Consider the following 25249-nt stretch of genomic DNA (forward strand, 5'->3'; position numbering starts at 1 on the left):
ACAACCGGGTGGCGGGGAGGTGGGACCCTGGAGGGCGTGCCTGCCGAGACCGACGAACTGCGGTCCCGGCTGCCCGCGCTGACCCTCGACGACGAGCACCGGCTGCGCCGGCGGCTGGACCAGCTGCGCGGGGTGCGCGACCCCGCCGCCCGCGCCCGCGAGCACGAGCAGCTCGCCGCCGACGTCGCGCGGGCCGAGGCGCGCATCGCCGCCCGGGCGGCCGCCGTCCCCGCCGTGCCCTACCCCGAGCAGCTGCCGGTCAGCGGACGGCGGGACGACATCGCCGCGGCGATCCGGGACCACCAGGTCGTCGTGGTGGCCGGCGAGACCGGGTCCGGGAAGACCACCCAGCTGCCGAAGATCCTGCTCGAGCTGGGCCGCGGCGTGCGGGGCCGGATCGGGCACACCCAGCCGCGCCGGATCGCCGCCCGCACGGTCGCCGAGCGCATCGCCGAGGAGCTGGGCTCCTCCCTCGGCGAGGTCGTCGGCTACAAGGTGCGGTTCACCGACCAGGTGAGCGACACCAGCCTGGTCAAGCTGATGACCGACGGCGTGCTGCTGGCCGAGGTGCAGCGCGACCGGTTGCTGCGCCAGTACGACACGATCGTCGTCGACGAGGCGCACGAGCGGTCGCTGAACATCGACTTCCTGCTCGGCTACCTGGCCCAGCTGCTGCCCCGCCGTCCCGACCTCAAGGTCGTCATCACCTCGGCGACCATCGACGTCGACCGGATCGCCAAGCACTTCGGCGACGCCCCGGTGGTCGAGGTGTCCGGCCGGACCTACCCGGTCGAGGTGCGCTACCGGCCGGTCGTGGACCCCGACGACCCGGACGCCGACCCCGACCGCGACCAGGTGACCGCCATCGTGGACGCCTGCCGCGAGTTGGTCGCCGAGGGCCCGGGCGACGTGCTGGTGTTCCTGGCCGGCGAGCGCGACATCCGCGACACCGCCGACGCGCTCGGCGACGCGGCCCTGCAGGCGGAGGTGCTGCCGCTCTACTCCCGGCTCTCGGCCGCCGACCAGCACAAGGTCTTCCAGCCGCACACCGGCCGGCGCATCGTGCTGGCCACCAACGTCGCCGAGACGTCGCTGACGGTGCCCGGCATCCGGTACGTGGTCGACCCCGGCACGGCGCGGATCAGCCGGTACTCGGCGCGCACCAAGGTGCAGCGGCTGCCCATCGAGGACATCAGCCAGGCCTCGGCCCGGCAGCGCTCGGGCCGCTGCGGCCGCACGTCCGACGGCATCGCGATCCGGCTCTACTCCGAGGAGGACTTCGAGAGCCGGCCGGAGTTCACCGACCCGGAGATCCTGCGGACGTCGCTGGCCTCGGTGCTGCTGCAGATGGCCTCGCTCGGCCTCGGTGCCGTGGAGGACTTCCCGTTCCTCGACCCGCCGGACCGCCGTGCGGTGGCCGACGGGTACGCGCTGCTCGACGAGCTGGGCGCGCTGGCCGACGGCCGGCTGACCGGGACCGGCCGGGCGCTGGCCGCGCTCCCGCTGGACCCGCGGCTGGCCCGGATGGTCGTGGAGGCCGACCGGCGCGGGGTGCTGGAGGAGGTGCTGGTCATCGCCGCCGGGCTCACCGTCCAGGACGTGCGCGAGCGCCCGGCCGACGCGCAGGCCGCCGCCGACCAGCTCCACGCCCGGTTCGCCGCGGAGGACTCGGACTTCCTGTCGATCCTCAACCTCTGGCGCTACCTGGTCGAGCGCCAGGCCGAGCTCTCGGGCAACCAGTTCCGCCGCACGGTCAAGCGCGAGTACCTGCACTGGCTGCGGATCCGGGAGTGGCAGGACCTGCACGGCCAGCTGCGCGGCACCGCCCGCCGGCTGGGCATGACCCTGCAGGACGGGCGGGGTGACCTCGCTGCCGAGCCCGACGAGCGGGGCGTGCACGCGGCGCTGCTGTCCGGGCTGCTCTCGCAGGTCGGGCTGCAGCAGGACCTGGGCAAGGACGCCTCGCCGGGGGACAAGCGGCGGGGGTCGCGGGAGTACCTGGGCGCCCGGGGCGCGAAGTTCGTCATCGCGCCGGGCTCGGTGCTGACCCGCAAGCCGCCCCGGTGGGTGGTCGCCGGGGAGCTGGTGGAGACCAGCCGGCTGTTCGCCCGCACCGTCGCCCGGGTGGACCCCGAGACCATCGAGAAGCTGGCCGACCACCTGGTGAAGCGGCAGTACTCGGAGCCGCGGTGGGACGCCAAGCGCGGGTCGGTGGTGGCCACCGAGCGCGTGACGCTGTACGGCATCCCGCTGGTCGTGGGCCGCCGCGTGCAGTACGGCTCGATCGACCCGGTGCTCAGCCGCGAGCTGTTCATCCGGCACGCGCTGGTCGAGGGCGAGTGGCACACCAACCACCGGTTCTGGGCGCACAACCAGGCGGTGCTGGCCCAGGTCGCCGAGCTCGAGGAGCGGGCCCGACGCCGCGACCTGCGGGTGGACGACGAGACCGTCTTCGAGCTCTACGACGCCCGCATCGGCGCCGAGGTGGTGTCCACCCGGCACTTCGACACCTGGTGGAAGCAGGCCCGCAGGCGCGACCCGCACCTGCTGGACTTCACGCCCGAGATGGTCACCGACGCCGCCGTCGCCGAGGAGGTGCGGGCCGGGGACTTCCCCGACGAGGTGCACCTGACCCACGGCCTGGTGCTGCCGCTGTCCTACGCCTTCGACCCCGGCGCCGAGGACGACGGCGTGACCGTCGACGTCCCGCTCGGCGTGCTGGACACCGTGGCCGCGGAGACCTCGGGGGCGTCGCTGGCCTGGACGGTGCCCGGCCAGCGGGAGGAGCTGGTGACCGCGCTGCTGCGCGGCCTGCCCAAGCAGCTGCGCCGCGGCCTGGTGCCGATCCCCGACCGGGTGCGCGAGGTGCTGCCGCACATCGACCCCACCGAGCCGTTGCTGCCGGCCCTGGAGCGCGAGATCCGCCGGGCGGTGGCGGTGCAGGTGCCGCCGGACGCGTGGGTGCCGTCGTCGGTGCCCGACCACCTGCGGGCCACCTTCCGGGTGCTCGACGACCGGGACCGGACACTCGCCACCGGCAAGGACCTGGACGCGCTGCGGGCGCAGGTCGCGGGGGAGTCGCGCCGGGCCCTGGCCCGGGCGTCGGCCGACGTGTCCCGGACCGGGCTGACCTCCTGGACCCTCGGCACGCTGCCCGAGACCGTCCAGGTCGACCGGCAGGGCCACCTGGTGACGGCCTACCCGGCGCTGGTCGACGAGGGCGCCACGGTCGGCGTCCGGGTGGTGCCGACCGCGGCCGAGGCGTCGCGGCTGAGCTGGGCCGGGGCGCGCCGGCTGCTGCTGCTCACGGTGGGCTCGCCCGCGGGCAAGGTGGTCAAGTCGCTGCAGCCCCGCAGCCGGCTGGCCCTGCAGTTCAACCCGGACGGCGAGATCCCCGACCTGGTCGCCGACTGCGTGGACGCCGCCGCCGACGAGCTCATCGCCCTGCACGGCGGCCCGCCGCGGACCCAGGAGGCCTTCGACGCGCTGGTCGAGGCCTCGCGCACCCAGCTGCACACGCTCACCGCCGAGGTGGTGCGCCGGGTGGAGACCGTGCTGACCCAGGCCCGGGAGACCGCGATCGCCATCGGCGCGGCACCCGGCCGGGGCGTGCCGGCCGCGGTGGTGGCCGACCTGCGGGCGCAGATGACCGGGCTGCTGCACCGCGGCTTCGTCGCCGCGACCGGGCGCAAGCGGCTGCCCGACGTCGTCCGCTACCTCACGGGCATGGCGGTGCGGCTGGAGAAGCTGCCGGCGAACGCCGCGCGCGACGCGCTGTGGCAGGCCCAGGTCGAGGCGGTGTGGGCGGAGTACTTCGAGGTGCGCGGCCGGGTGCCGCGGGTGGGCGGGCCGGAGGACCCGGTGACCCGGATCCGCTGGATGGTCGAGGAGCTGCGGGTCAGCCTGTTCGCCCAGTCGGTGGGCACCCCCCGCCCGGTCAGCGAGCAGCGCATCCACAAGGCGATCGACGCCCTGGGCTGAGGCGTCGGTTTGCGATCCGGCGGCTGCGGGGACCGGTCAGCAGGACCGTCCACCGACGAAGGGCTCCACCGATGAGCAAGCACAGCGCCGAGACGCACGCCGCCGGCGAGGGCGTCAGCGACCGCGAGATGGTCGAGGCCGTCGCCGAGCAGACCGACAGCGCGTCGGTCAACGCCCAGCACGCCGGCAAGGACTGGGACGGCGACCCGTCCGAGGCCCCCGAGCCGACGGAGTGAGCCTCAGGCCCGCGCCGCGTCCTCCGGCAGGACGACGGCGCGGGCCGCGCCCCACCCCGCCCAGGCCATGGGCACCAGCAGCGCCAGCAGCAACCCGACCGACCACGACCAGCCGCCGGTGAGGTCGTGCAGCGCCCCCAGCACCACCGGCCCCAGCGAGGCCACCAGGTAGCCCAGGCACTGCGCCACCCCGCCCATCCGCGCGGCGGTCAGGGGCGTGGCACTGCGCAGCACCACCAATGTCAGGCCGAGGGCGAACCCGCCGCCCTGCGCCACCCCGAACAGCGACACCCACACCACCGTGCCCGCCTCCGGCGACACCAGCAGGCCGGTCAGGCCCACGACGTAGCAGGCCAGCACCACCCCGACCAGCGGCCGCTGGCCCCGGCCGCGCAGCTGCAGCCGCCCGGCCAGCGTGGGGCCCAGGAACGCACCGACCGCGCCGGTGACGGTGGTGACCGCAAGCAGCAGACCGGCCTCGGCCACCGGCAGGCCGGCGTCGACCAGCAGCGTCGGCAGCCAGGCGCTGAGCCCGTAGAACTGGGTGCTCTGCATGCCCAGGAACAGCGTCACCCGCCAGGCCAGGCCGTGCCGCAGCAGCCCCCACGCCGTCCCGGGCGATGCCCCGGCCCGGTCGGCCCGGCCGGTCCCGGCCACCGGCAGCCACACCGCCAGCGCCAGGACGGCGAGCAGCCCCCACGAGGCCAGCGCCCCGCGCCACCCCCAGCCCAGCGCCAGGCCCAGCGGCACGGTGAGCCCGGCGGCGAGCGCGGCCCCGACGTTGAGCGCCGCGGAGTACACGCCCATCACCAGGCCGGGCTCGGCGAACTCGCGCTTCACGTACGCCGGCACCAGCACGTTGGCCACCGCGATCGCGCCGCCGGCCACCACGGTGCCGGCGTACAGCGCGGTGACCGGGGGCAGCAGGCGCAGCGCCGTCCCCGCGGCCAGCAGCACGAGCGACGCCGCGACCGCCGTCCCCAGGCCGACCCGGCGGGCCAGCTGCGGCGCCACCGGCGCGAAGGCGCCGAAGCAGAGCACGGGCAGCGCGGTCAGCAGGCCGGCCAACGCGCTGGACAGGCCGGTGTCGGCCCGCAGGTCGCCGAGCAGCGGGGCGACGCCGACCAGCGCCGGACGCTGGTTGAGCGCCACCACGACGACGGCGACCAGGACCAGCAGCAGCCGTCCGCGGGTCCGGGCAGGGGCCAGCGCGGTGCTCACCGGGCCAGGGGACCACGACACTGGCACCGGGTGCCGACCAGGGTGGTCCGGCTCACACGCAGCATGCGAGAGTGACGGCGAGCACCCCGCCCGCGGGGCGCGTTCCACCCGTCGTCCAGCTACGGAAGCGAGCGCATGAGCATCCTCGGCACCCGGGTCGTCCGCACGGAGGACCCCCTCTTCCTCACCCGTGGGGCGGTCTACACCGACGACCTCACCGACGAGCGCCTCACCGGCGCCCTGCACGCCACCTTCGTGCGCTCCGACGTCGCGCACGGCACCGTCACCTCGGTCGACGCCTCCGCGGCGCGGGAGGCCCCCGGCGTGGTGGCCGTCTACACCGCCGAGGACCTCGGTGACCTGCAGCCGGTGCCCCCGCCGCTGCCCTTCCTCGACGCCGGCTTCTCCCGCCCGTGGCTGGTCCCGGTCGGCGGCCGCGTGCACTTCGTCGGCGACCTGGTCGCCGTCGTCCTCACCGAGGAGCGTTACCAGGGCGAGGACGCCGCCGAGCAGGTCGTCGTCGACATCGACCCGCTGCCGGCCGTGGTCACCACCAAGGCCGCCGCCACCGACGAGGTGGTGCTCTTCCCCGAGGTCGGCACCAACAAGGTCGCCGCCTTCGGCGAGCCCGCCCCCGAGGACTTCTTCGCCGACTGCGAGGTGGTCGTCCGCCGCGAGATCGTCAACCAGCGGGTCGCCGCGGCGCCGCTGGAGACCCGCGCCGCCTCGGCCGCCTGGGGCGAGGACGGCCGGGTCACCATCTGGTGCACCAACCAGGGCGCGCAGCAGGCCAAGGGCCAGATCGCCGGTTGGCTGGGCCTGGACCCCGCGCTGGTGCACCTGATCACCCCCGACGTCGGCGGCGGGTTCGGCGCCAAGATCGGCGCCGACCAGGAGTACGCCTTCGTCGCGTGGCTGGCGCAGCAGGTGGGCCGCCCGGTCCGCTGGAGCGAGAGCCGCTCGGAGAACATGACCGGGATGCTCCAGGGCCGCGCCCAGGACCAGGTCGTCACCATCGGCGGCAGCCGCGACGGCAAGGTCACCGCCTACAGCCTCGAGGTCACCCAGGACTGCGGCGCCTACCCCCGCATCGGCACCGTGCTGCCCACCCTGACGATGCTGATGGCCGCCGCGGTCTACGACATCCCCAAGGTGCACGCGCAGGCCACCTGCTACGCCACCAACGGCACCTCGATCGGCGCCTACCGCGGCGCCGGCCGGCCCGAGGCCACCGCCGCGGTCGAGCGGGCGATGGACCTGTTCGCCGCCGAGATCGGCATGGACCCGGCCGAGGTGCGCCGGATCAACTTCATCCCGACGTTCACCGAGCCGGTGCAGACCGCCTCGGGCGCCACCTACGACAGCGGTGACTACGAGGCCGCGCTGGACCGCGTGCTCGAGGCCGCCGGCTACGCGGAGCTCCGGGCCGAGCAGGCCCGCCGCCGCGAGCGCGGCGACGTCCGGCAGCTGGGCATCGGGGTCTCGGCCTACGTCGAGATCACCGGGGCCGACTCCGGCCACGGGACGTCGGAGAACGCCGAGCTGGAGGTCCACCCCGACGGGACGGCGACCGTGCTCACCGGCACCTCGCCGCACGGCCAGGGCCACGCCACCACCTGGGCGATGCTGGCCAGCGAGCAGCTGGGCATCCCGGTCGAGAAGATCACCGTGCTGCACGGCGACACCGACCGGATCCCCGACGGCGGCGGCACGATGGGTTCGCGCTCGCTGCAGCAGGGCGGCGCGGCGGTGCACCAGGCCGCCGTCGAGCTGGTCGAGGTGGCCCGCAAGCGCGCCGCCGAGCTGCTGGAGGCCAACCCCGACGACCTCGAGGTCGACCTGGCCAACGCCGGCCTGTCGGTCAAGGGCACGCCCGGCGTGGGCGTCACCTGGGCCCAGCTGGCCGCCGACGAGCAGCTGATCGTGCAGACCACGTTCACCGCCAACGCGCCGACCTTCCCGTTCGGCGCGCACGTCGCCGTCGTAATGACCGACGTCGAGTCGGGCAAGGCCGTGGTCACCCGGCTGGTCACCGTCGACGACGCGGGCACGATCATCAACCCGCTGCTGGCCGAGGGCCAGCGGCACGGCGGCATCGCGCAGGGCGTCGGCCAGGCGCTGCTGGAGGAGATCCTCTACGACGAGGACGGCAACCCGCAGACCTCGACGTTCGCCGACTACCCGTTCGTCTCGGCCACCGAGCTGCCCAGCTTCGAGCTGGTCGAGATGGCCACGCCCACCCCGATGAACCCGCTCGGCGCCAAGGGCATCGGCGAGGCCGGGACCATCGGCTCCACCCCGGCGGTGCAGTCCGCCGTCGTCGACTCGGTCGCCCACCTCGGCGTCCGGCACGTCGACATGCCCGCCACCTCCATGCGCGTCTGGCGCGCGATCCGCGAAGCCCAGAACTCCGGCGCCCAGAAGGGGAGCACCAACTGATGCAGGTCTCGATGACCGTCAACGGGCAGCAGCGGACCGACGAGGTCGAGCCGCGCACCCTGCTGGCCCACCACCTGCGGGACAACCTCGGGTTGACCGCGACCAACATCGGCTGCGACTCCACGTCCTGCGGGGCGTGCACCGTGATCGTCGACGGGCTGACCGTCAAGAGCTGCACGGTGCTCGCGCTGCAGGCCGAGGGCTCGCAGGTCACCACGCTGGAGGGGCTGTCCACCGACGGCGAGCTGCACCCCGTGCAGGCCGCCTTCCGCTCCGAGCACGGCCTGCAGTGCGGGTTCTGCACCTCGGGCATGGTGATGGCCGCCGTCGGCGTGCTGGCCGACAACCCGACCCCGACCGACCGCGAGGTCCGCGAGGGCCTGGAGGGCAACCTCTGCCGCTGCACCGGCTACCACAACATCGTGCGGGCGGTGCTCAAGGCCGCCGAGTCCGGTCCGGCCGCGGGCCAGGTCCCCGGCGCCCAGCAGGAGGTGTCCGCGTGATCCCCTCGCCGTTCGAGTACGTGCGGGTGTCCACCGTCGACGAGGCCGTCGCCGCCCTGGCCGAGCACGGCGAGGACGCCAAGATCCTGGCCGGCGGGCACTCGCTGCTGCCGATCATGAAGCTGCGGCTGGCCGTGCCGTCGGTGCTCATCGACATCTCCGGGGTGCCGGAGCTGTCCTACGTGCGGGTCGAGGGCGACGAGGTCGCCATCGGGGCCACCACCCGGCACCACGAGCTGGAGAAGTCCGAGGTCGCGCAGGCCGAGGTGCCGCTGCTGCCGCACGTCGCCTCGCGGGTCGGCGACCCGCAGGTCCGGCACAAGGGCACCCTCGGCGGCACGGTCGCGCACTGCGACCCCGCCTCCGACCTGCCCACGGCACTGCTGGCCCTCGGCGCGACCGTGGTGGTCCAGGGCCCCTCGGGGCGGCGGTCCATCCCGATCACCGAGTTCTTCCTCGGGTTCTTCGAGACCGCGATGGAGGAGGGGGAGCTGGTCGTCGAGCTGCGGGTGCCGCGCACCGGCTCCGCCGGCTGGGCCTACGAGAAGTTCACCCGCCGGGAGAACGACTGGCCGATCGTGGCCGCCGCCGCGGTGCACCTGCCCGACGGGTCCACCGGGGTGGCGCTGGCCAACATGGGCGGTGTCGTGCTGCGGGCCTCGGCGGTCGAGGCCGCGCTGGCGGAGGGGAAGAGCATCGAGGAGGCCGCCGAGCTGGCCACCGAGGGCACCTCGCCGTCCTCGGACATGCACGCCGACGCCGAGTACCGCTCGCACCTGGCCCGCCTGCTCACCAGGCGCGCCCTGAAGGTGGCCGCCGGCGAGACCGAGGCGAGCACCGCGGAGTCCACCGCCGCCTGAGAATCGTCACCCGACGCCAGGGGCCCACGTCCGCCCGGACGTGGGCCCCTCGCGTCGTCCGACGGGTCGAGCGCGGCGGCTCAGAGCATCCCGGCGCCGACGGTGGCGTTGGTGGCCTCGTCGACCAGGATGAAGCGGCCGGTGGCGCGGTTGCGGGCGTAGTCGTCGACGAACAGCGGCTGCGTGGTGCGCAGGGTGACCCGGCCGATGTCGTTGAGGCCCAGCTCGCCGGCCTCGACGTCGTGGTCGAGGGTGTTCACGTCGAGCCGGTGGTGCACCGACTTCACCACCGCCCGCACCGAGCGGGTGGTGTGCTTGAGCACGAGCTTGCGCCGGTCGCGCAGCGGCTCGTCGGTCATCCAGCAGACCACCGCCTCCAGGTCCTGGGTGACCGTGGGGCCGCCGTCGGCGGGGCAGAGCAGGTCGCCGCGGGAGACGTCGACGTCGTCGGCCAGCCGGACGGTCACCGCCATGGGCGGGAACGCCTCCTCGACCGGGCCGGAGGGCGAGTCGATGCCGGCGACGGTCGTCGTCCGGCCCGAGGGCAGCACCTGGATGGCGTCGCCGACGCGGAGCACGCCGCTGGCCACGGTGCCGGCGTAGCCGCGGTAGTCGCGGTGCGCGTCGGACTGCGGCCGGATGACGTACTGCACCGGGAAGCGGACGTCCTCGTAGTTCACGTCGCTGGCGACCTCGACGTGCTCGAGGTGGTGCAGCAGCGAGGGCCCGTCGTACCAGGGCATGTTCTGCGAGGCGGTGACCACGTTGTCCCCGGCCAGCGCCGAGATCGGGACGACGGTGATGTCCGGGACGTCCAGCCGCGCGGCGAACGCGGTGAACTCGTCGCGGATCGCGGTGAAGACGTCGGCCGACCAGTCGACCAGGTCCATCTTGTTCACCGCGACGACCAGGTGCGGGACCCGCAGCAACGCGGCCAGGAAGGCGTGCCGGCGGGACTGCTCGAGCATGCCCTTGCGCGCGTCGACCAGCACGATCGCCAGGTCGGCGGTGGAGGCGCCGGTGACCATGTTGCGGGTGTACTGCACGTGCCCGGGGGTGTCGGCCAGGATGAACGTGCGCCGCGGGGTGGTGAAGTACCGGTAGGCGACGTCGATGGTGATGCCCTGCTCCCGCTCGGCGCGCAGGCCGTCGGTGAGCAGCGACAGGTCGACGTGGTCGCCGCGGGAGGCCCGCGAGATGGCCTCGTACTGGTCCTCGAAGACGGCCTTGGAGTCGTAGAGCAGCCGGCCGATGAGCGTGGACTTGCCGTCGTCGACCGACCCCGCGGTGGCGATGCGCAGCATGTCCTTGCGGGCGGTGGCGATCTCCGCGGCGGCGGCGGACAGGTCGTCGGCGGGGGCGCTCACGCGGCCACCTCCTGGGTCTCGGGCTGGCTGGGGACGGCGCGGGGATGGAGGCTGACCGGGTGTTCCTCGCCCCGCTGGTGCCCGCGCTGCTGGTGGTGGTCGTCGGCTACGTGGCCGGCTACGGGGCGACCACCCTGGTGGACCACGCGCTGGGCGGTGCGCTGGGACCGCGCACGCCCGAGGTCGTGGGCTGGCTGACCGGGCTGGTCCTGCTGGTGGGCGTGCTGTGGTGGCTGCTGCGCCGGCGCCGCCGTGCGGACCGGCATCAGAAGTAGCCCTCCTTCTTGCGGTCCTCCATCGCCGCGTCGCTGACCTTGTCGTCGCCGCGGGTGGCGCCGCGCTCGGTCAGCCGGGTCACCGCGATCTCGGCGATGACCTCCTCGACGGTGGTCGCCGTCGAGCGCACCGCGGCGGTCAGGTTCGCGTCGCCCACGGTGCGGTAGCGCACCGACTCCCGGGACACCGTCTCGCCGGGCTTGGGGGAGATGAACTCGTTGACCGCGTAGAGCATGCCGCCGCGGTCGACGACGTCGAGCTCGCGGGCCAGGTACAGCTCGGGGATCGCGATCTGCTCCTGCGCGATGTAGGACCAGATGTCCAGCTCGGTCCAGTTCGACAGCGGGAAGACCCGGATCGACTCGCCCAGGTGGATGCGGCCGTTGTAGAGGTCCCAGAGCTCCGGCCGCTGGTTCTTGGGGTCCCACTGGCCGAACTCGTCGCGGAAGCTGAACACCCGCTCCTTGGCCCGCGCCTTGTCCTCGTCGCGGCGGGCGCCGCCGAACAGCGCGGTGAACCCGTGCTGCTCCACCGCGTCGAGCAGCACCGGCGTCTGGATCCGGTTGCGGGAGCCGTTGGGCTCCTCGCGCACCGTGCCCGCCGCGATCGCGTCGGGCACCGAGGCCACCACCAGCTCGACGCCGAGCTCGGCGACCCGGCGGTCGCGGAAGGCCAGCACCTCGGGGAAGTTCAGCCCGGTGTCGACGTGCATGACCGGGAACGGGATGCGGGCCGGGGCGAAGGCCTTGCGGGCCAGCTCCAGCATCACGATGGAGTCCTTGCCGCCGCTGAACAGCAGGACCGGCCGCTCGAGCTCGGCGGCCACCTCCCGGATCACGTGCACGGACTCGGCCTCGAGCGTCTGCAGCTGGGTGAGGTGCAGGTCGGCGGTGGTGGTCACGCGCGGGCGCTCCGGGAGTCGGGGACGGCGGTCAGGACCTCCAACCACACCGACGTGGTGGGGATTCCGGCGACCAGTGTCCGGTACGCGCCTCAGCGCACGGCAGCCAGCACCCGCTCGGCCAGCTCGGGGCGGCACACCACCAGGTCGGGCAGCCACGTGCCGGGCCCGTTGTAGACCAGCGGCGACCCGTCCAGCCGCGACGTCCACAGCCCCGCGGCCCGGGCGACGGCGACCGGGGCGGCGGAGTCCCACTGGTGCATGCCGCCGGCGTGCACGTAGGCATCGGCCTCGCCGCGGACGACGGCCAGCGTCTTGTAGCCCGCCGAGCCCAGGGGCACCAGGACGGCGTCCAGCGCGGCCGCCGCCACCCGGGCCACCTCGGGCGCGCGGGAGCGGGAGACCGCCACCCGCAGCGGGCCGTCGGGCACCGGGGGCACGGCGGGCGCCGGGTCGGTGGTCAGCACCTCGTCCAGCGCCGGCAGGCCCACCGCGCCGACGGTGAGGTCACCGGCGGCCCGCTCCCACAGCGCCACGTGCACCGCCCAGTCGTGCCGGTCGCCCGCGCGGTACTCCTTGGTGCCGTCCAGCGGGTCGACCACCCAGACGCGGTCGGCGGTGAGCCGCGCCGGGTCGTCGGCGGCCTCCTCGCTGAGCACGGCGTCCCCCGGCCGGTGCGCGGCGAGCACGGCGGAGATGGTCCGCTGCGCGGCGGCGTCCCCGGCGTCGCCCAGCGCGCCGTCGCGCAGGTCGCCGTCCCGCAGCGGCAGCAGCACCTCGGCCGCGGCCCGGGCGGCGGCCACCGCGACCTGCACGTCATTCACAGGGTGCTCCCGTCGGTGGCCGCCTGGGCGTGGCCGGGGGCCCGGCCGCCGTCGGCGGTGGTCAGGTCGCCGAAGTAGCGCTCCAGCAGCTCGGGGCGGGGCGAGACGAAGACGCCCTCGCCGCGCACCAGCTCGCGGTCGGGCTCGGCGGCCAGCGCGACGGTGCCGGTGACGACGGTCTTGCGGCCGGAGACGTCGGCGACCCGGCCGACGAGCACCAGCGGGGTCTGCAGGGGGACGGCGCCGCGGTACTCCAGGCCCAGGTGCGCGGTCATGCCCCACCGCCCGGCCAGGAACGCGGTGCTGCCCAGCAGCTGGTCCATCAGCATGGCGGTCATCCCGCCGTGGCTGTGCGCCGGCGGGCCCTCGTGCCGCAGCCCCAGCGTGCACTCGCCGACCACGGTGTCGCCCTCGCGGCGGAACTGCACCGGCGGGGCGAACCCGTGGCCCACGCCCGACACCGGGGAGTACGTGCGGCGGAAGGTCGGCAGGTCGTCCAGGGCCGAGAGCGTGTGCCGGTCGCGGGTCGTGGCGGCCAGCCGGGCGGTGAGCTCGCGGACCCCCGCGGCGACGTCGGCCTGCTCGCCCGGGGCCACCGTGGTGGCGACGCTGGTCTCCAGCAGGTCGCGCACCGCGGCGCCCAGCTCGGTGACCGCCGCCTGCAGCTCCGGGTCGGGGGAGAAGGTGTCCGGCGGGCTGGCGCCCCAGGGCGTGGCGGGAGAGGTCACCCCCGGAGTGTCACACCCGGGCGGTCAGCCCTGACCGGTCGGCCCCGTGCGGGGCAGCCGGACGGTGAAGGTCGCGCCCTGCCCGGGGGCGGTGGTCAGGGTGACCGTGCCGTGGTGGGCGGCGACGAGCGAGGAGACGATCGACAGGCCCAGCCCGCTGCCGCCGGCCACCCGTGCCCGCGAGGCGTCGGCGCGGTAGAACCGCTCGAACACCCGCTCGGCGTCCTCGGGGGACAGCCCGGGGCCCTCGTCGGCCACCGCGACCAGGACGACGTCGGGGTCGGCCGGGTCCTCGGCCACCCGCACCGTGACCGGGGTGCCCGCGGGGGTGTGGGTGAGCGCGTTGGTGACCAGGTTGGCCAGCACCTGGCGCAGCCGGCCCTCGTCGCCGAGCACCACGGGGACCTCGGTGAGGGAGTCGTGCATGTCCAGCGTGATCGGCCGGTCCGGTGCCACCGCGCGGGCGTCGTGCACCGCGTCGTCGGCCAGCTCGCCGAGGTCGACGGGCAGGGCGGCGACCGGGCGCTGCTGGTCGAGGCGGGCCAGCTGCAGCAGGTCCTCGACGAGGGCGCCCATGCGCGAGGCCTCGGACTCGATGCGGCCCATCATCCGGTGGGTCTCGGCCGGGTCGGCGTAGGCGCCCTGCCGGTACAGCTCGGCGAACCCGCGGATCGAGGTCAGCGGCGTGCGCAGCTCGTGGCTGGCGTCGGCGACGAACCGGCGCATCCGGCCCTCCGACGCCCGGGCCTGCTCCTCCGAGGCGGCCTGGGCGCGGAAGGCGCCCTCGATCCGGCCGACCATGCCGTTGAACGCGCGGGCCAGCCGGCCGACCTCGGTGCGGTCGTCGCCCTCCGGCACGCGCTGGGAGAGGTCGCCGGCGGCGATGGCCGCGGCGGTGTGCTCGACCTCGACCAGCGGCCGCAGGGAGGTGCGCACCAGCACGTAGCCGGTGACGCCGAGCAGCACCAGCACGACCAGGCCGACGACGACCTCGACGACCACGAGGTGGCCCAGCGTGGCCTGGTCACCGGACAGGTCGAGGCCCACCGCGACGACCTGGCCGCTGGGCAGGCTGCTGGCGAGCATCAGCCAGCTGGTGCTGCCGTCCCTGGCGTCGAGGGTGAACGGCGCGTCGTCGTACTGCGAGATGGTGCCCGGGTTGACCGCGCCCAGCTGCGGCAGGTTGCTCTCCGACTGGTTCCCGCCGTTGACCACGACCCAGGAGTCGTCGGACACGCTGCAGGCCAGCAGCTCGGGCCCGGCCGGGCGGAAGGGCGACTGGCAGTACTGGGCGGTCTCCTGCGGCTGCTGCAGCAGCGACTGCACCCGGTCCTGCAGCTGTTCGCGCTGCTGCTCGATGAGGTAGCTGCGCAGCATGGACGTGCCCGCCACGCCGGTGACCGCGAGGGCGAGGGCGACCAGCAGGACCAGCAGCGCGACCAGCCGCACCCGCAACGGCACCCGGGTGCGCGCCCGGCCGGCGCCGGGGCGGCCCGCCGAGGACCCGGACGGCCGGACGGGCGGGGAGGCCTGCTCCCCGCCCGTCGCGGTGGTGGTCACCGGGCTCGTCGTCGTGTCGGCGGCGATGTCAGCTCCCGCGGGGCAGCCGCAGCGAGTAGCCGACACCGCGCAGCGTGTGCAGCAGCCGGGGCTCGGTGGTGTCGATCTTGCGCCGCAGGTAGGAGATGTAGGACTCCACGACGTTGGCCTCGCCGTTGAAGTCGTAGTTCCAGACGTGGTCGAGGATCTGCGCCTTGGACAGCACCCGGCCCGGGTTGCTCATCAGGTAGCGCAGCAGCTTGAACTCCGTCGGCGACAGGCTGATCAGCTCGCCGGCCTTGAGGACCTCGTGCGACTCCTCGTCCAGCTCGATGTCGGCGAAGACCAGGCGCGGGGCCTCCTCGACCTTGCGGGCGCCCTGAGTGCGGCGCAGCACGGCGCGGATGCGGGCCAGCACCTCGTCGAGGCTGAAGGGCTTGGTGACGTAGTCGTCACCGCCCAGCGTCAGCCCGGACACCTTGTCCTCGGCGGCGTCGCGGGCGGTCAGGAACAGCACCGGCGTGTGCGTGCCGTTCTGCCGCAGCCGGCGGACGACGCCGAAGCCGTCCAGGCCCGGCATCATCACGTCGAGCACGAGCAGGTCGGGGCGGAACTGCGCGGCCGCGGCCAGGGCCTGCTGGCCGTCGGCGGCGGTGGCCACCTCGAACCCGGCGTAGCGGAGGCTGGCGGAGAGCAGCTCGCGGATGTTCGGCTCGTCGTCGACCACGAGGAGTCGCGCCTCGGGCGCTCGCTGGCCCACGCTGCCGGTCATGTGTCCTCCAGCGTTCCGTTCGGGCGCGCTCGTCGTCATGGGCACACGGTGCGCACAGGGTCTGAGGTCGGACTGGACGCTACCTGTGAGAAGACTGCGAGTGGTGCAGCGAACCGGCAGGTCAGCCCGCGGGTGACATCGCCCGGCCGCGGCGCCAGTAGCCGATCGCGTGGTGCTGGGCCCGGCCCAGCCCCCACCGGCCGCGCAGGTCGGCCCGCACGGCGCGGACGGCGGCGGACTCCGCGGCCACCCACGCGAAGACCTCCTCGCCCGCCGGCGGGGTGAGCGCGGCGACGGCGTCCGCGAGCAGCGGCACGGTGCCGGGCTCGGCGTCCCCGCGGTGCAGCCAGCGCACCTGCACCCCCGGCGGCACCGGCAGCGGCTGCTCCTCGGCCGGGCCGGCGACCTCCAGCAGGGCCACGCCCCGGGTCGACGGGGCCGCGGCGGCCAGGATGCGGGCGACGGCGGGCAGCGCGGTCTCGTCGGCGGCCAGCAGCAGCCACGGCGCGGACCCGGCCCCGAGCGGTGCGGTGCTGGCCAGCCCCAGCACGTCCCCCGGCGCGGCCGCGGCCGCCCACGCGGCGGCGGGCCCGTCGCCGTGCCGCACGAAGTCGACGTCCACCTCGCCGGTGACCGGGTCCTGGCGACGGGCGGTGTAGCTGCGCAGGCTGACCCCGTGGCTGCCCTGGGGCCAGACGATGCGCCCGTCGCGGGCCACGGCCGGCCACTCCGGGGCGCGGTCACCGACCCGCGGCACCAGGACGGCGAGCGTGGGTGCGGCGGCCGCGACCACCTCGGGGGCGCCCTGCAGGGTGACCCGGACGACGGAGGGGGTGACCGGTGCGGAGCGGAGCACGGTCAGCACGTCGACGGGGCGGGCGCCGGTCGGGTCGGTCACGACCGGCCAGCCTAGGCGGCGGGAGGGGCCGGCCCGGCCGGTCCCGGGGGAGGGGACCGACCGGGCCGGCGATCGCGGGGTCGGCGCTCACGCTGCGTGAGCGACGAGGCGTCCGGCGGACGGATGCTCGACCCGGTGACGACGCTACGTGAGCAACGGCGCGCTGCCGCGCCGTCCGGCACGGGTCTCACCCCGACGGGGGACCACCGGACCGGTCACGGCCGCCAGGTGTGCCACCCCCCGGCGGTGGGCAGGGTCCGCGGACACCGGCCCCGAGCGCAGGAGGACCACGTGAGCGACGACCTGAAGAAGGGTGACGACGTCACCTGGAAGACCCACGGCACCGAGACCGAGGGCACCGTCACCCGCAAGATCACCGACGACACGGAGGCGGGTGGCCGCACCGTGAAGGCCAGCGACGACGACCCGCAGTACGAGGTGAAGAGCGACAAGTCGGGCAAGAAGGCCGTGCACAAGCCCGACGCCCTGGAGAAGCAGTGACCGGCCCGGGGGAGGACCGGCAGACCTCCGCCACCCACGGCGCCCGGGTGGACGACGTGCTCGCGGCCGAGGTCGAGCCGATCACCCGCACCGGGCACAGCGGGCGCAGCGAGGAGTCACGGGAGGTCGAGCCGAGCGGTGAGGACCAGCCCGACGTCGACCTCGCCCCCGACGGCACGCTGACCGGCGGAACGCCGGTGGGCATCGACCAGGCCACCGTGCAGCTGCGCACCGAGCTGGCCCGCTGGCTGGACCGCGCCGACTTCCCGGCCACCGGCGCCGACCTGGTCGAGGCCGCCCGGGACCACCGGGCCCCCGACGCGGTCGCCGACGAGCTGGCCCGCCTGGAGCCGACCCGCAGCTACGACCGGGTCGGCGAGGTCGTGCGGGCCCTCGGCCACCCGACGGAGGGCTGAGCGGGGCCGGGGGTCAGCGCCGCCGGCCCCCGGCCTCCTCCTCCGCGATCTCCTCCGCACCGCGGCGGCGGAACAGCTTCGACCCCGGGAAGCCCTTCGCCAGCTCGCGGAGGTCCTGCACGGTGTCCAGCAGGGCGTGCACGTCGGGCGCGACGCCGTCCAGCGAGGCGAGCACCGGGAGCACGTCCTCGTCCAGGTGCGCGACCAGGGTGGGCAGCCGGTCCACCAGCTGCACCAGCGCCTCGACCTCGGCGGGGTCCAGGTCGTCGGCGAAGCGCTGCAGCAGCGGCGCCAGCTTGGTCAGCGTCGGCTCGTAGGAGGCCAGCAGCGGGCTCGTGCGGTCCAGCAGGCCGCCCGCCGACCCGACCAGCTCGTCGGCCCGCTCCCGGGTGGCCCGGGCCTCGGCGACCAGCGCGTCCGCGCCCTCCCGGGTCGACCGTGCGCCGGCGACGAGGTCGTCTGCGCCCTGCCTGGTGCCCTGCGCCTGCTCGACCAGTGCGTCCGCGGCCCGCAGCGTGCTGCCCGCGCCCGCCACGGCGGCGTCGGCGGAGGCGCGGGTGGCCTCGACGCCGCGGATGAGCGCCTCGGCCCGCTCGCGGGTGCCCGCGACGTCGGCGACCGCGGTCTCCGCCCGGTCCACCACCGCATCGACGCGGTCCAGCAGCGCGCCCACCCGGGTGAGCAGCTGCTCGGCCTGCCCGATCGCGGTGACCACCCGCGGGACGAGGGCGAGGGACTCGGTGACCAGGTCGCGCAGGCCCTCGGCGGCGCCCATCAGGTCCGACGGGCCCGGCAGCTGCGGGAGTCTCACCGCTGCGACGCTACGCAGCGGCGACGCGGGCGGCGACCGGGCGGACGGGCGTGGTGACGGCGGGTCGACATGTCGACCACGGCGTGTGAATCACATCGGTGTCGTTCAGCCCGTAGTCTGTGCGGACGGCGCCGCGGACGGCGTCGACGCGGAGCCGGCCGATCGCCATGTCGACCGGCCGGGGGACCACGACAGCGGGGTGCGGACACCGGTGGCGGAGCAGGACAGGCGCGGGGGACCCGACGAGGCCCTCGCCGTCCCCCCGCGCGCCCGGGGCGCCACGACCGACTCCCAGCTCACCGTCGAGGCGCTGCTCGCGCGCTCGCGCGAGGCCGCCGTCGCGGGCACCGGCGGTCGCCGGCGGGCCGACCGGCGGGCCTCCTCGCCCGCGCCGCCGTCCCGACCGGCGTCCTCGGCCCCGCGGCCGAACACCACCACGCCGCCTCCGCCGGCCCGGCCCAGCGCCCCGCCGCCGGCGGCCCGGCCGACCCCGGTCGCGCGGGCCGTCGCGCCCGCCCGGCCCGCGCCGCCGTCCGACCCCGCCCCCGTCGACGTGCCGCCGTCGACCTCCGCCCCGGCGCCGCAGTCCGGTCCCGCACTGCCGCAGGCACCGCGGCCCACCGCGCAGCCCGTCCCGAGGCCCGTCCCGCCGCCCGCCGCGACCGCCCGTCCGGTGGCCCCGCCCCCCGTTCCCCCGCCGGTGTCGTCGCCGTCGTCCCGGCAGGTGTCCTCGCCCGTGGCGTCGCCGGCGTCGCCCCCCGTGTCGTCGCCGGGGACCAGCGAGCTGCCCGCCTCGGGGATCGTCGCCGGTGCCGCGCCCAGCACCAGCGCCGTGCCCGCGCAGACCGCCGGGCCGCGACCCACGATGCCGCCGGTCCCGCCGGCCGGCGAGACGCCCCCGGCTGCCGCAGCCGGACCCGCGGCCCCCGCCGCACCGGCGGACCGCGCGCCGGTGCCGTCGTCCTCGCCCTGGCGCCCCGGCCGCGCCCAGCGCCAGGCCAGAGCGGCCACCGACCGGTCCGCGCCGGTCCCGCCGCTGCCGGGCACCGAGCGGGGCCGGCGGCCGTCCGCCCCGGTGCCCCCGTTGCCCGGCACCGAGCGCGCCCGGCAGTCGGCCCCGGTGCCGCCGCTGCCCGGACTCCGGCCGTCGGCCCCCTTGCCGCCCATCCCGGGCCGCGACGTCCCCGTCCCGGTGGTCCGCCGCACGCGGGCCGAGAAGCGGGCGGCCATGAGCCCGCTGCAGCGGCGGCTGGTCCGGGCCGCCGTGGTGGTCGCCGTGCTGGTCGGCCTGGTCGGCGGGTTCTACGTCGGGCTGTACTTCTACGCCGACCGTTCGGTGGACCGGGTCGCGGCGCTGTCGACCGACGCGCCGGAGATCCTCGCCCCCCAGCTGCAGGACGGCGCGACCACCTGGCTGGTGCTCGGCACCGGCGCACCCGGCCAGGACGGCGCGGCGGCGCTCAGCGCGTCCCTGGTGCGGCTGACCGCCGACGGCGGGCGCGCACTCGTGCTCGACGTCCCCTCGACAGCGCTGGTGGACACCCCCGAGTGCCGCGCGGACGACGGTGACCTCCGCCAGCCCGTGACCGAGCCGCTGGCGCAGTCGCTGGCCGACGGCGGCCCCGGCTGCCTGGTGCGCGCGGTGCAGCAGTTGTCCGGCCTGCGGGTCGACCACTACCTCGACGTCGACCTGGGCCGCGCCGGGGACGGGGTGGCGGCCTCGTGCCCGACCGACGCGCTCCCGGTCGCGACCGTCAGCACCCTGTTCAACCCCGTCCGCGCGGTCTCGCTGGCCACCGGCGCCGCCGACGTCGCCACCACCGACGAGGGCACCTCGCTGGCCGACCTGCGCGGGCTGGCCGGCGCCCTGCGCGAGCTGCCCGCCGGCGGGGTGGAGCGCAGCTCCCTCCCGGTCGCGCGGGAGGGCTACCTGGCCGCCGGGAGCACCACCGCCTCGGTGGTGCTGGACGGCACCGCCACCCGGGACCTGTTCGACGCGGTCATCCGCACCGGCGAGCTGCCCCCGCCCGCGGAGGTCCAGTCCGCGGCGGCGGCCACCGGGCCCGACGTGGCCGTCACCCTGCCCCCGAGCAGCGTGACGGTGTCCGTCCTGGACGCCACCGGCGACACCACCGACCCGGCGACCGGCGCGGGCGCGGACGCCGTGGCGGCGCTGACCGCGCAGGGCTTCGTGCCGGGCCCGGTCGGCATCGAGCCGGCCGCGGTGCCGACCAGCCTGGTGCGCTACGCCCCCGACGCGGTGGAGCAGGCCCGCACGGTCGCCGCCGCCGTCCCGGACGCGGTGCTCGAGCCGACGACCACGCCCGGCGCCGGCGTCCAGCTGGTCGTGGCGAGCCCCGACCTGGCGGTCTCGCCGGTCGCCGTGGGGGCCGCCGTCCCCGACACCGCGCCCCCCGCGCAGGCCCCCACCGCCACCTGCGGCTGACCGGCCGGACGGCGTTCAGCTGCCACTCGCCCGAGCTGCACCCGGGAGGTGCACCGGGTGACGGCTGAGGGGGAATGCCTGGCCTCCTCGTTCCCCCTCAGCCGTCACTCGCCGATCTGTCCGTCTGGGCGGGGATCGGGTGACAGCCGACGGGGGACGTCGGGGCGCCAGGTGCGCCCGACCTCGTCACCCGGCCGGGGACCGCGGAGACGACGGAGCCCCCGCCGACCGGGTGGTCGACGGGGGCTCCGGTGGGGTGCGCGGCTCAGCCGAAGCGGCCCGAGATGTAGTCCTCGGTCGCCTTCTGGTCCGGGTTGGAGAAGATCTTCTCGGTCGGGTTGAACTCGATGAGCCGACCGGGCTGGCCCACGCCGTTGAGGTTGAAGAAGCCGGTCTGCTCGCTGACGCGGGCGGCCTGCTGCATGTTGTGGGTGACGATGACGATGGTGAAGCGGTCCTTCAGCTCGGTCATCAGGTCCTCGATGGCCAGCGTCGAGATCGGGTCCAGGGCCGAGCAGGGCTCGTCCATGAGCAGCACCTCGGGCTGGACGGCGATCGCGCGGGCGATGCAGAGGCGCTGCTGCTGGCCACCGGACAGGCCCGAGCCCGGGCGGTCCAGGCGGTCCTTGACCTCGTTCCAGAGGTTGGCGCCCTTGAGGGAGGACTCGACCAGGTCGTCGAGGTCGCTCTTCTTCATCTTGCGGGCGTTGAGCCGGACGCCGGCGACCACGTTGTCGTAGATGGACATGGTCGGGAACGGGTTGGGCCGCTGGAAGACCATGCCGATCTGGCGGCGGACGTCGACCGGGTCGACGTCGGAGCCGTAGAGGTCCTGGCCGTCGATGACGACCTTGCCCTCGACGCGGGCGCCCGGGATGACCTCGTGCATGCGGTTGAGCGACCGCAGGAAGGTCGACTTGCCGCACCCCGAGGGACCGATCAGCGCGGTGACGCTGCGCGGCTCGATCGAGACGTTGACGCCCTCGACGGCCTTGAAGTTGCCGTAGAAGATGTCCAGGTCCGAGACGTCGATGCGCTTGGCCATGTCTGGTCCTTTACTCCTGGTTCCTCGGTCAGCGACCGGTCTTGGGGGCGAAGAATCGGCTGATCAGGCGGGCCACGACGTTGAGGGCCATGACGATGATGATGAGCACGAGGGCTGCTGTCCAGGCCCGGTCGATGCCGAACTGCGGCGGGACACCGGGCTGGGTGAGCTGGTAGTAGGCGTAGACCGGCAGGGTGGCCATGCGCCCGTCGAAGGGGTCGAAGTTGGTGGCGGCAGTGATGCCGACGATCACCAGCAGCGGGGCCGTCTCGCCGATGACGCGGGCGATGGCCAGCGTCACCGAGGTGCCCAGACCGGCGATCGCGGTGGGCAGGACGACCTTGGTGATCGTGCGCCACCGGGGCACGCCCAGGGCGTAGGAGGCCTCGCGCAGCTCGTTGGGCACGAGCTTGAGCACCTCCTCGGAGGACCGCACGACGACCGGGATCATCAGCACCGACAGCGCGACCGCGCCGCCGATGCCGAACCGGACCCCGGGGCCGAAGAAGATGGCGAAGAACGCGTAGGCGAACAGGCCGGCGACGATCGACGGGATGCCGGTCATGACGTCGACGAAGAACGTCAGGGTCTTCTTGAGCTTGCCGCGGCCGTACTCGACCAGGTAGATCGCGGCCATCAGGCCGATCGGCACCGAGATGAGCGTCGCCAGGGCGGTGATGATCAGCGTGCCCATGATGGCGTGGTAGGCGCCACCGCCCTCGCCGACGACGCCGACCATCGAGTTGCTGAAGAAGGTGCCGTCCAGCCGGGTGATGCCGTTGCTGACCACCGTGTAGACCAGCGAGACCAGCGGCACCATGGCGATGGCGAAGGCGGAGCTGACCAGGCAGGTGACGAGCCGGTCGGTGGCCTTGCGGCTGCCCTCGACGACCCGGGAGCCGACGTAGGTGACCAGGCTGCCGAGCACGACGCCGTAGACGGCGAACAGGCCCCAGGACCAGCCCGAGAGGGCGGTGAGCAGGCCGGCGACGACGAGGCCCGCGACGAACAGCGCGGTGCCGCCGAAGCGGGGCAGCCGGCGTCGGGTGCGGACGGCGGGCGCCTCGGGCTCGGGCGCCTCGCGGCGGGGAGGGGCCGTGGTGGTCATCAGTTCGCTCCGGAGAAGTCGGCCCGGCGGTTGACCACGTACCGGGCGAGCATGTTGACCGCGAGGGTGATCACGAACAGCACGAGGCCGGTGAAGATCAGCGTGCTCACGCCGAGCCCGCTGGACTCGGGGAACTGCAGCGCGATGTTCGCCGCGATCGTGGAGGGGTTCGACGAGCTGATCAGGTTGAAGGTGATGCCGCCGGAGACCGACAGCACGATGGCGACCGCCAGGGTCTCGCCGAGCGCGCGGCCCAGGCCGAGCATCGAGCCGCCGATGACGCCGGACTTGCCGTAGGGCAGCACCGCCATCTTGATCATCTCCCAGCGGGTGGCGCCGAGGGCCAGCGCGGCCTCGCGGTGCAGCGCCGGCGCCTGGGAGAAGACCTCGCGGGAGATCGCCGAGATGATCGGCAGGATCATGATCGCCAGCACCAGGCCGGCGGTGAGCATCGTGCGGCCGGTCGCCGAGGCGGGGCCGGCGAAGAACGGGATGAAGGACAGGTTGTCCTCGGCCCAGGCGTAGAAGGGCACCATCGCCGGCGCCAGCGCGGCCAGGCCCCAGAAGCCGTAGACGACGCTGGGGATGGCGGCGAGCAGGTCGATCAAGTACCCGAGCGTCGCAGCGATCCGCTTGGGCGCGTAGTAGGTGATGAACAGCGCGATGGCCACACCGAGCGGGGTGGCCACGAGCAGGGCGATCAGCGCCGCGACGAGCGTGCCGAAGACGAGGGGCCCGACGTAGGACCAGACGCCCTCGCCGCCGGCGATCTCCTCGGCCGGGGCGGAGATGGCGTCGAGGGACTCGGCGACCAGGAACGCGGCCACCCCGGCGAGCACGAGCAGGATCAGGATGCCGGCGCCGGTGGACAGCCCGGCGAAGGTGCTGTCACCGCGGCTGCGGACGGGCTTGGACTGCTGGGCGTCCTTGCGGCGCTGGGTGTCGAGCGAGGTCACGTGGACTCCGTGCGGGCGTGGCGGGCGGTGCGGGGCGGGTGGTGCGGGGCGGTGCGGGGGCGGTGCGGTGGGCGACGCGCGAACGGCCCGGGCGCAGTGTGCGCCCGGGCCGTCCGTCTGCGTCAGGAGCCGGAGGTGATGGCGTCGATCGCGGTCTGGGCCTGCTCGCGCAGGGAGTCCGAGATCGGGGCGTTGCCGGCGGCCTGGGCGGCGGCGTTCTGGCCGTCCTCGCTGATGACGTAGCCGAGGAAGGCCTTCACGAGGTCGGCCTGGGTGGCGTCGTCGTAGGAGATGCAGCCGATGTGGTAGCTGACCAGGACGATCGGGTACTCGTCGGCGCTCTCGGTGGTGCGGTTGATGTCGTAGGCGAAGTCGAACTCACCGCGCCCGGACTGCAGCTCCGAGTTCTCCACCACGGCGGCGGCGGCCTCGGGCGACGGGGCGACGAAGTCGCTGCCCACGCCGATGTTGGCCACACCCAGGTCACCGGCCTGGGACTCGTCGGCGTAGCCGATCGCGCCCTCGCCGGCCTGGACCGCGGAGATCATGCCCGAGGTCTGGTTGGCGGCCTCACCACCGGACAGCGGCCACTCGCCGTCGGGCTCCGAGGTCCACACCGAGGGGGACGCCGCGGAGAGGTACTGGGTGAAGTTGGTGGTGGTGCCCGAGTCGTCGGCGCGGTGGACGGGGGTGATGGTCGTGGACGGCAGGTCCGCGCCCTCGTTGTCCGCGGCGATGGCCGGGTCGTCCCAGGTGGTGATGGCGCCGGTGAAGATGCCGGCCAGCACGTCGGGGGAGAGGTTCAGGTCGTCGACGCCGGGGAGGTTGTAGACCACGGCGATGGCCGAGATGTAGTCGGGCAGCTCGAAGATGCCGGCCGAGCCGCAGCGGTCCTCGGCGGCGGTGAGCTCGTCGTCCTTGAGCGCGGCGTCGGAGCCGGCGAAGTCCACGCCACCGGCGATGAACTGCTCGCGGCCACCGCCGGACCCGACCGGGTCGTAGTTGACGGTGACGTCGGGCTGGACGGAGGAGAACCCGGCGGTCCACCCCTGCATCGCGGCCTGCTGGCTGGAGGCGCCGGCGCCGTTCAGGGTGCCGCTCAGCTGCTCCTGGCTCTCGCCGGCCGAGCCGGTGGCCGCGGAGGTGCCGCCCTCGTTCGAGGCGCCGCAGGCGGCCAGGGCGAGGGTGCTGGCGAACGCCGCGGACAGGGTCACGGCGCGCGTCTTGGTGCTGAGCTTCAACTCAGTGCCTTTCCGGTGGTGCCCGGACGTCGGTGCCGGGCAGTGAGGTCCAACGGAGAGGACGCTAAGGAGCCGAGGTGGACGGATCTGGCTGCGTCGGTGAACGCGGGATGAACGGGTGCTGAGGCTTGGCTCACGCCCGGCGGTACAGCGCGCGGCCGCCGGGTGAACTCAGCCGGT

23 protein-coding genes are annotated in these 25249 nt (G+C 74.9%); 9 read left to right on the forward strand and 14 right to left on the reverse strand.

From position 1 onward, the window contains the following. Nucleotides 1-36: 36 nt before the first annotated feature. Together hrpA and BLT39_RS22340 are read left to right on the forward strand one after the other, a co-directional pair. Nucleotides 37-3981 carry an ATP-dependent RNA helicase HrpA gene (gene hrpA / locus BLT39_RS07015; RefSeq protein WP_207507682.1) on the forward strand — a complete coding sequence of 1315 codons (3945 nt, stop codon included), beginning with the start codon at nt 37-39 and terminating at the stop codon, nt 3979-3981. A gap of 71 nt (nt 3982-4052) precedes the next feature. Continuing rightward, nucleotides 4053-4217, forward strand: a complete 165-nt coding sequence (locus BLT39_RS22340; protein ID WP_165640190.1) for a hypothetical protein — start codon at nt 4053-4055, stop codon at nt 4215-4217. A 3-nt stretch (nt 4218-4220) separates the two neighbouring features. Here the strand turns inward: BLT39_RS22340 and BLT39_RS07020 are convergent, their stop codons facing one another. Continuing rightward, nucleotides 4221-5438 carry a CynX/NimT family MFS transporter gene (locus BLT39_RS07020; protein ID WP_165640191.1) on the reverse strand — a complete coding sequence of 406 codons (1218 nt, stop codon included), beginning with the start codon at nt 5436-5438 and terminating at the stop codon, nt 4221-4223. A 135-nt stretch (nt 5439-5573) separates the two neighbouring features. On the opposite strand from BLT39_RS07020, the gene BLT39_RS07025 reads away from it, so the two are divergent. Genes BLT39_RS07025 through BLT39_RS07035 form a run of 3 tightly spaced genes read left to right on the forward strand, consistent with a single transcriptional unit; the run spans nt 5574 to nt 9240 of the window. After that, nucleotides 5574-7877 carry a xanthine dehydrogenase family protein molybdopterin-binding subunit gene (locus BLT39_RS07025; protein ID WP_091060994.1) on the forward strand — a complete coding sequence of 768 codons (2304 nt, stop codon included), beginning with the start codon at nt 5574-5576 and terminating at the stop codon, nt 7875-7877. Then, on the forward strand, nt 7877-8380 hold the full coding sequence (locus BLT39_RS07030; protein ID WP_091060998.1) for a (2Fe-2S)-binding protein: 504 nt from the start codon (nt 7877-7879) through the stop codon (nt 8378-8380). Before BLT39_RS07025 ends, BLT39_RS07030 begins: the two co-directional genes overlap by 1 nt. Further along, nucleotides 8377-9240, forward strand: coding sequence for an FAD binding domain-containing protein (locus BLT39_RS07035; protein ID WP_091061001.1), 864 nt, complete (start codon nt 8377-8379; stop codon nt 9238-9240). Before BLT39_RS07030 ends, BLT39_RS07035 begins: the two co-directional genes overlap by 4 nt. Nucleotides 9241-9320: 80 nt before the next feature. On the opposite strand, the gene BLT39_RS07040 is transcribed toward BLT39_RS07035, so the two are convergent. Continuing rightward, nucleotides 9321-10607 (reverse strand): sulfate adenylyltransferase subunit 1, encoded by a 1287-nt coding sequence (locus tag BLT39_RS07040; protein ID WP_207507684.1) that lies wholly within the window; start codon nt 10605-10607, stop codon nt 9321-9323. A gap of 44 nt (nt 10608-10651) precedes the next feature. On the opposite strand from BLT39_RS07040, the gene BLT39_RS07045 reads away from it, so the two are divergent. After that, nucleotides 10652-10882, forward strand: coding sequence for a hypothetical protein (locus BLT39_RS07045; RefSeq protein ID WP_091061004.1), 231 nt, complete (start codon nt 10652-10654; stop codon nt 10880-10882). On the opposite strand, the gene cysD is transcribed toward BLT39_RS07045, so the two are convergent. From cysD to BLT39_RS07075, 6 genes are all read right to left on the reverse strand, one after another. Then, nucleotides 10873-11784: a sulfate adenylyltransferase subunit CysD gene (cysD, locus tag BLT39_RS07050; RefSeq protein WP_165640192.1), complete on the reverse strand. Its 912-nt coding sequence runs from the start codon at nt 11782-11784 to the stop codon at nt 10873-10875. The two genes, BLT39_RS07045 and cysD, sit on opposite strands and share 10 nt — an antisense overlap. A 92-nt stretch (nt 11785-11876) precedes the next feature. Then, nucleotides 11877-12608 carry an inositol monophosphatase family protein gene (locus BLT39_RS07055; RefSeq protein WP_091061007.1) on the reverse strand — a complete coding sequence of 244 codons (732 nt, stop codon included), beginning with the start codon at nt 12606-12608 and terminating at the stop codon, nt 11877-11879. Next, on the reverse strand, nt 12605-13336 hold the full coding sequence (locus BLT39_RS07060; protein ID WP_091061011.1) for a PaaI family thioesterase: 732 nt from the start codon (nt 13334-13336) through the stop codon (nt 12605-12607). The genes BLT39_RS07055 and BLT39_RS07060 overlap by 4 nt, the downstream gene beginning before the upstream one ends. A gap of 24 nt (nt 13337-13360) precedes the next feature. Next, nucleotides 13361-14896 carry a sensor histidine kinase gene (locus tag BLT39_RS07065; RefSeq protein WP_207507686.1) on the reverse strand — a complete coding sequence of 512 codons (1536 nt, stop codon included), beginning with the start codon at nt 14894-14896 and terminating at the stop codon, nt 13361-13363. 28 nt (nt 14897-14924) lie between these two features. Next, nucleotides 14925-15647 (reverse strand): response regulator transcription factor, encoded by a 723-nt coding sequence (locus tag BLT39_RS07070; RefSeq protein ID WP_091061016.1) that lies wholly within the window; start codon nt 15645-15647, stop codon nt 14925-14927. Between the two features lie 121 nt (nt 15648-15768). Then, entirely contained in the window at nt 15769-16545 is a 777-nt protein-coding gene (locus BLT39_RS07075) for a siderophore-interacting protein (RefSeq protein ID WP_091061020.1), read from the reverse strand. A 291-nt stretch (nt 16546-16836) separates the two neighbouring features. Here BLT39_RS07075 and BLT39_RS22345 point away from each other — a divergent pair, with 291 nt between their 5' ends. Then, nucleotides 16837-17046: a hypervirulence associated TUDOR domain-containing protein gene (locus tag BLT39_RS22345; protein WP_109502118.1), complete on the forward strand. Its 210-nt coding sequence runs from the start codon at nt 16837-16839 to the stop codon at nt 17044-17046. Then, entirely contained in the window at nt 17043-17462 is a 420-nt protein-coding gene (locus tag BLT39_RS07085; RefSeq protein ID WP_091061025.1) for a DUF2795 domain-containing protein, read from the forward strand. Before BLT39_RS22345 ends, BLT39_RS07085 begins: the two co-directional genes overlap by 4 nt. A 13-nt stretch (nt 17463-17475) precedes the next feature. Here BLT39_RS07085 and BLT39_RS07090 read toward each other — a convergent pair whose 3' ends face one another. Further along, nucleotides 17476-18273, reverse strand: coding sequence for a hypothetical protein (locus tag BLT39_RS07090; protein ID WP_091061028.1), 798 nt, complete (start codon nt 18271-18273; stop codon nt 17476-17478). 105 nt (nt 18274-18378) lie between these two features. Next, the gene (locus BLT39_RS22950) at nt 18379-19503 is read right to left on the reverse strand and encodes a hypothetical protein (protein WP_242658218.1); all 1125 of its coding nucleotides are present in this window, start codon (nt 19501-19503) and stop codon (nt 18379-18381) included. On the opposite strand from BLT39_RS22950, the gene BLT39_RS07100 reads away from it, so the two are divergent. After that, nucleotides 19502-20719 (forward strand): LCP family protein, encoded by a 1218-nt coding sequence (locus BLT39_RS07100; RefSeq protein WP_242658219.1) that lies wholly within the window; start codon nt 19502-19504, stop codon nt 20717-20719. The two genes, BLT39_RS22950 and BLT39_RS07100, sit on opposite strands and share 2 nt — an antisense overlap. A 265-nt stretch (nt 20720-20984) precedes the next feature. On the opposite strand, the gene pstB is transcribed toward BLT39_RS07100, so the two are convergent. The 4 genes from pstB to pstS form a co-directional block, all read right to left on the reverse strand. Continuing rightward, a complete protein-coding gene (gene pstB / locus BLT39_RS07105; protein ID WP_091061034.1) occupies nt 20985-21764 on the reverse strand; it encodes a phosphate ABC transporter ATP-binding protein PstB in 780 nt (259 codons plus the stop codon). A 28-nt stretch (nt 21765-21792) separates the two neighbouring features. Further along, the gene (gene pstA / locus BLT39_RS07110) at nt 21793-22872 is read right to left on the reverse strand and encodes a phosphate ABC transporter permease PstA (RefSeq protein ID WP_091061038.1); all 1080 of its coding nucleotides are present in this window, start codon (nt 22870-22872) and stop codon (nt 21793-21795) included. Further along, entirely contained in the window at nt 22872-23828 is a 957-nt protein-coding gene (gene pstC, locus BLT39_RS07115) for a phosphate ABC transporter permease subunit PstC (RefSeq protein WP_091061042.1), read from the reverse strand. Before pstC ends, pstA begins: the two co-directional genes overlap by 1 nt. Before the next feature lie 122 nt (nt 23829-23950). Continuing rightward, nucleotides 23951-25042: a phosphate ABC transporter substrate-binding protein PstS gene (gene pstS, locus BLT39_RS07120; RefSeq protein ID WP_242658220.1), complete on the reverse strand. Its 1092-nt coding sequence runs from the start codon at nt 25040-25042 to the stop codon at nt 23951-23953. Nucleotides 25043-25249 lie beyond the last annotated feature (207 nt).

Source organism: Klenkia brasiliensis (assembly GCF_900100695.1).
Taxonomy (GTDB): domain Bacteria; phylum Actinomycetota; class Actinomycetes; order Mycobacteriales; family Geodermatophilaceae; genus Klenkia; species Klenkia brasiliensis.

Coding starts and splice junctions, on each gene's coding strand:
- BLT39_RS22340 (WP_165640190.1), top strand. CDS start 4,053: ATGAGCAAGCACAGCGCCGAGACGCACGCCGCCGGCGAGGGCGTCAGC.
- BLT39_RS07025 (WP_091060994.1), top strand. CDS start 5,574: ATGAGCATCCTCGGCACCCGGGTCGTCCGCACGGAGGACCCCCTCTTC.
- BLT39_RS07030 (WP_091060998.1), top strand. CDS start 7,877: ATGCAGGTCTCGATGACCGTCAACGGGCAGCAGCGGACCGACGAGGTC.
- BLT39_RS07045 (WP_091061004.1), top strand. CDS start 10,652: ATGGAGGCTGACCGGGTGTTCCTCGCCCCGCTGGTGCCCGCGCTGCTG.
- BLT39_RS07070 (WP_091061016.1), bottom strand. CDS start 15,647: ATGACCGGCAGCGTGGGCCAGCGAGCGCCCGAGGCGCGACTCCTCGTG.
- BLT39_RS07100 (WP_242658219.1), top strand. CDS start 19,502: ATGAGCCCGCTGCAGCGGCGGCTGGTCCGGGCCGCCGTGGTGGTCGCC.
- BLT39_RS22950 (WP_242658218.1), bottom strand. CDS start 19,503: ATGGCCGCCCGCTTCTCGGCCCGCGTGCGGCGGACCACCGGGACGGGG.
- pstB (WP_091061034.1), bottom strand. CDS start 21,764: ATGGCCAAGCGCATCGACGTCTCGGACCTGGACATCTTCTACGGCAAC.
- pstA (WP_091061038.1), bottom strand. CDS start 22,872: ATGACCACCACGGCCCCTCCCCGCCGCGAGGCGCCCGAGCCCGAGGCG.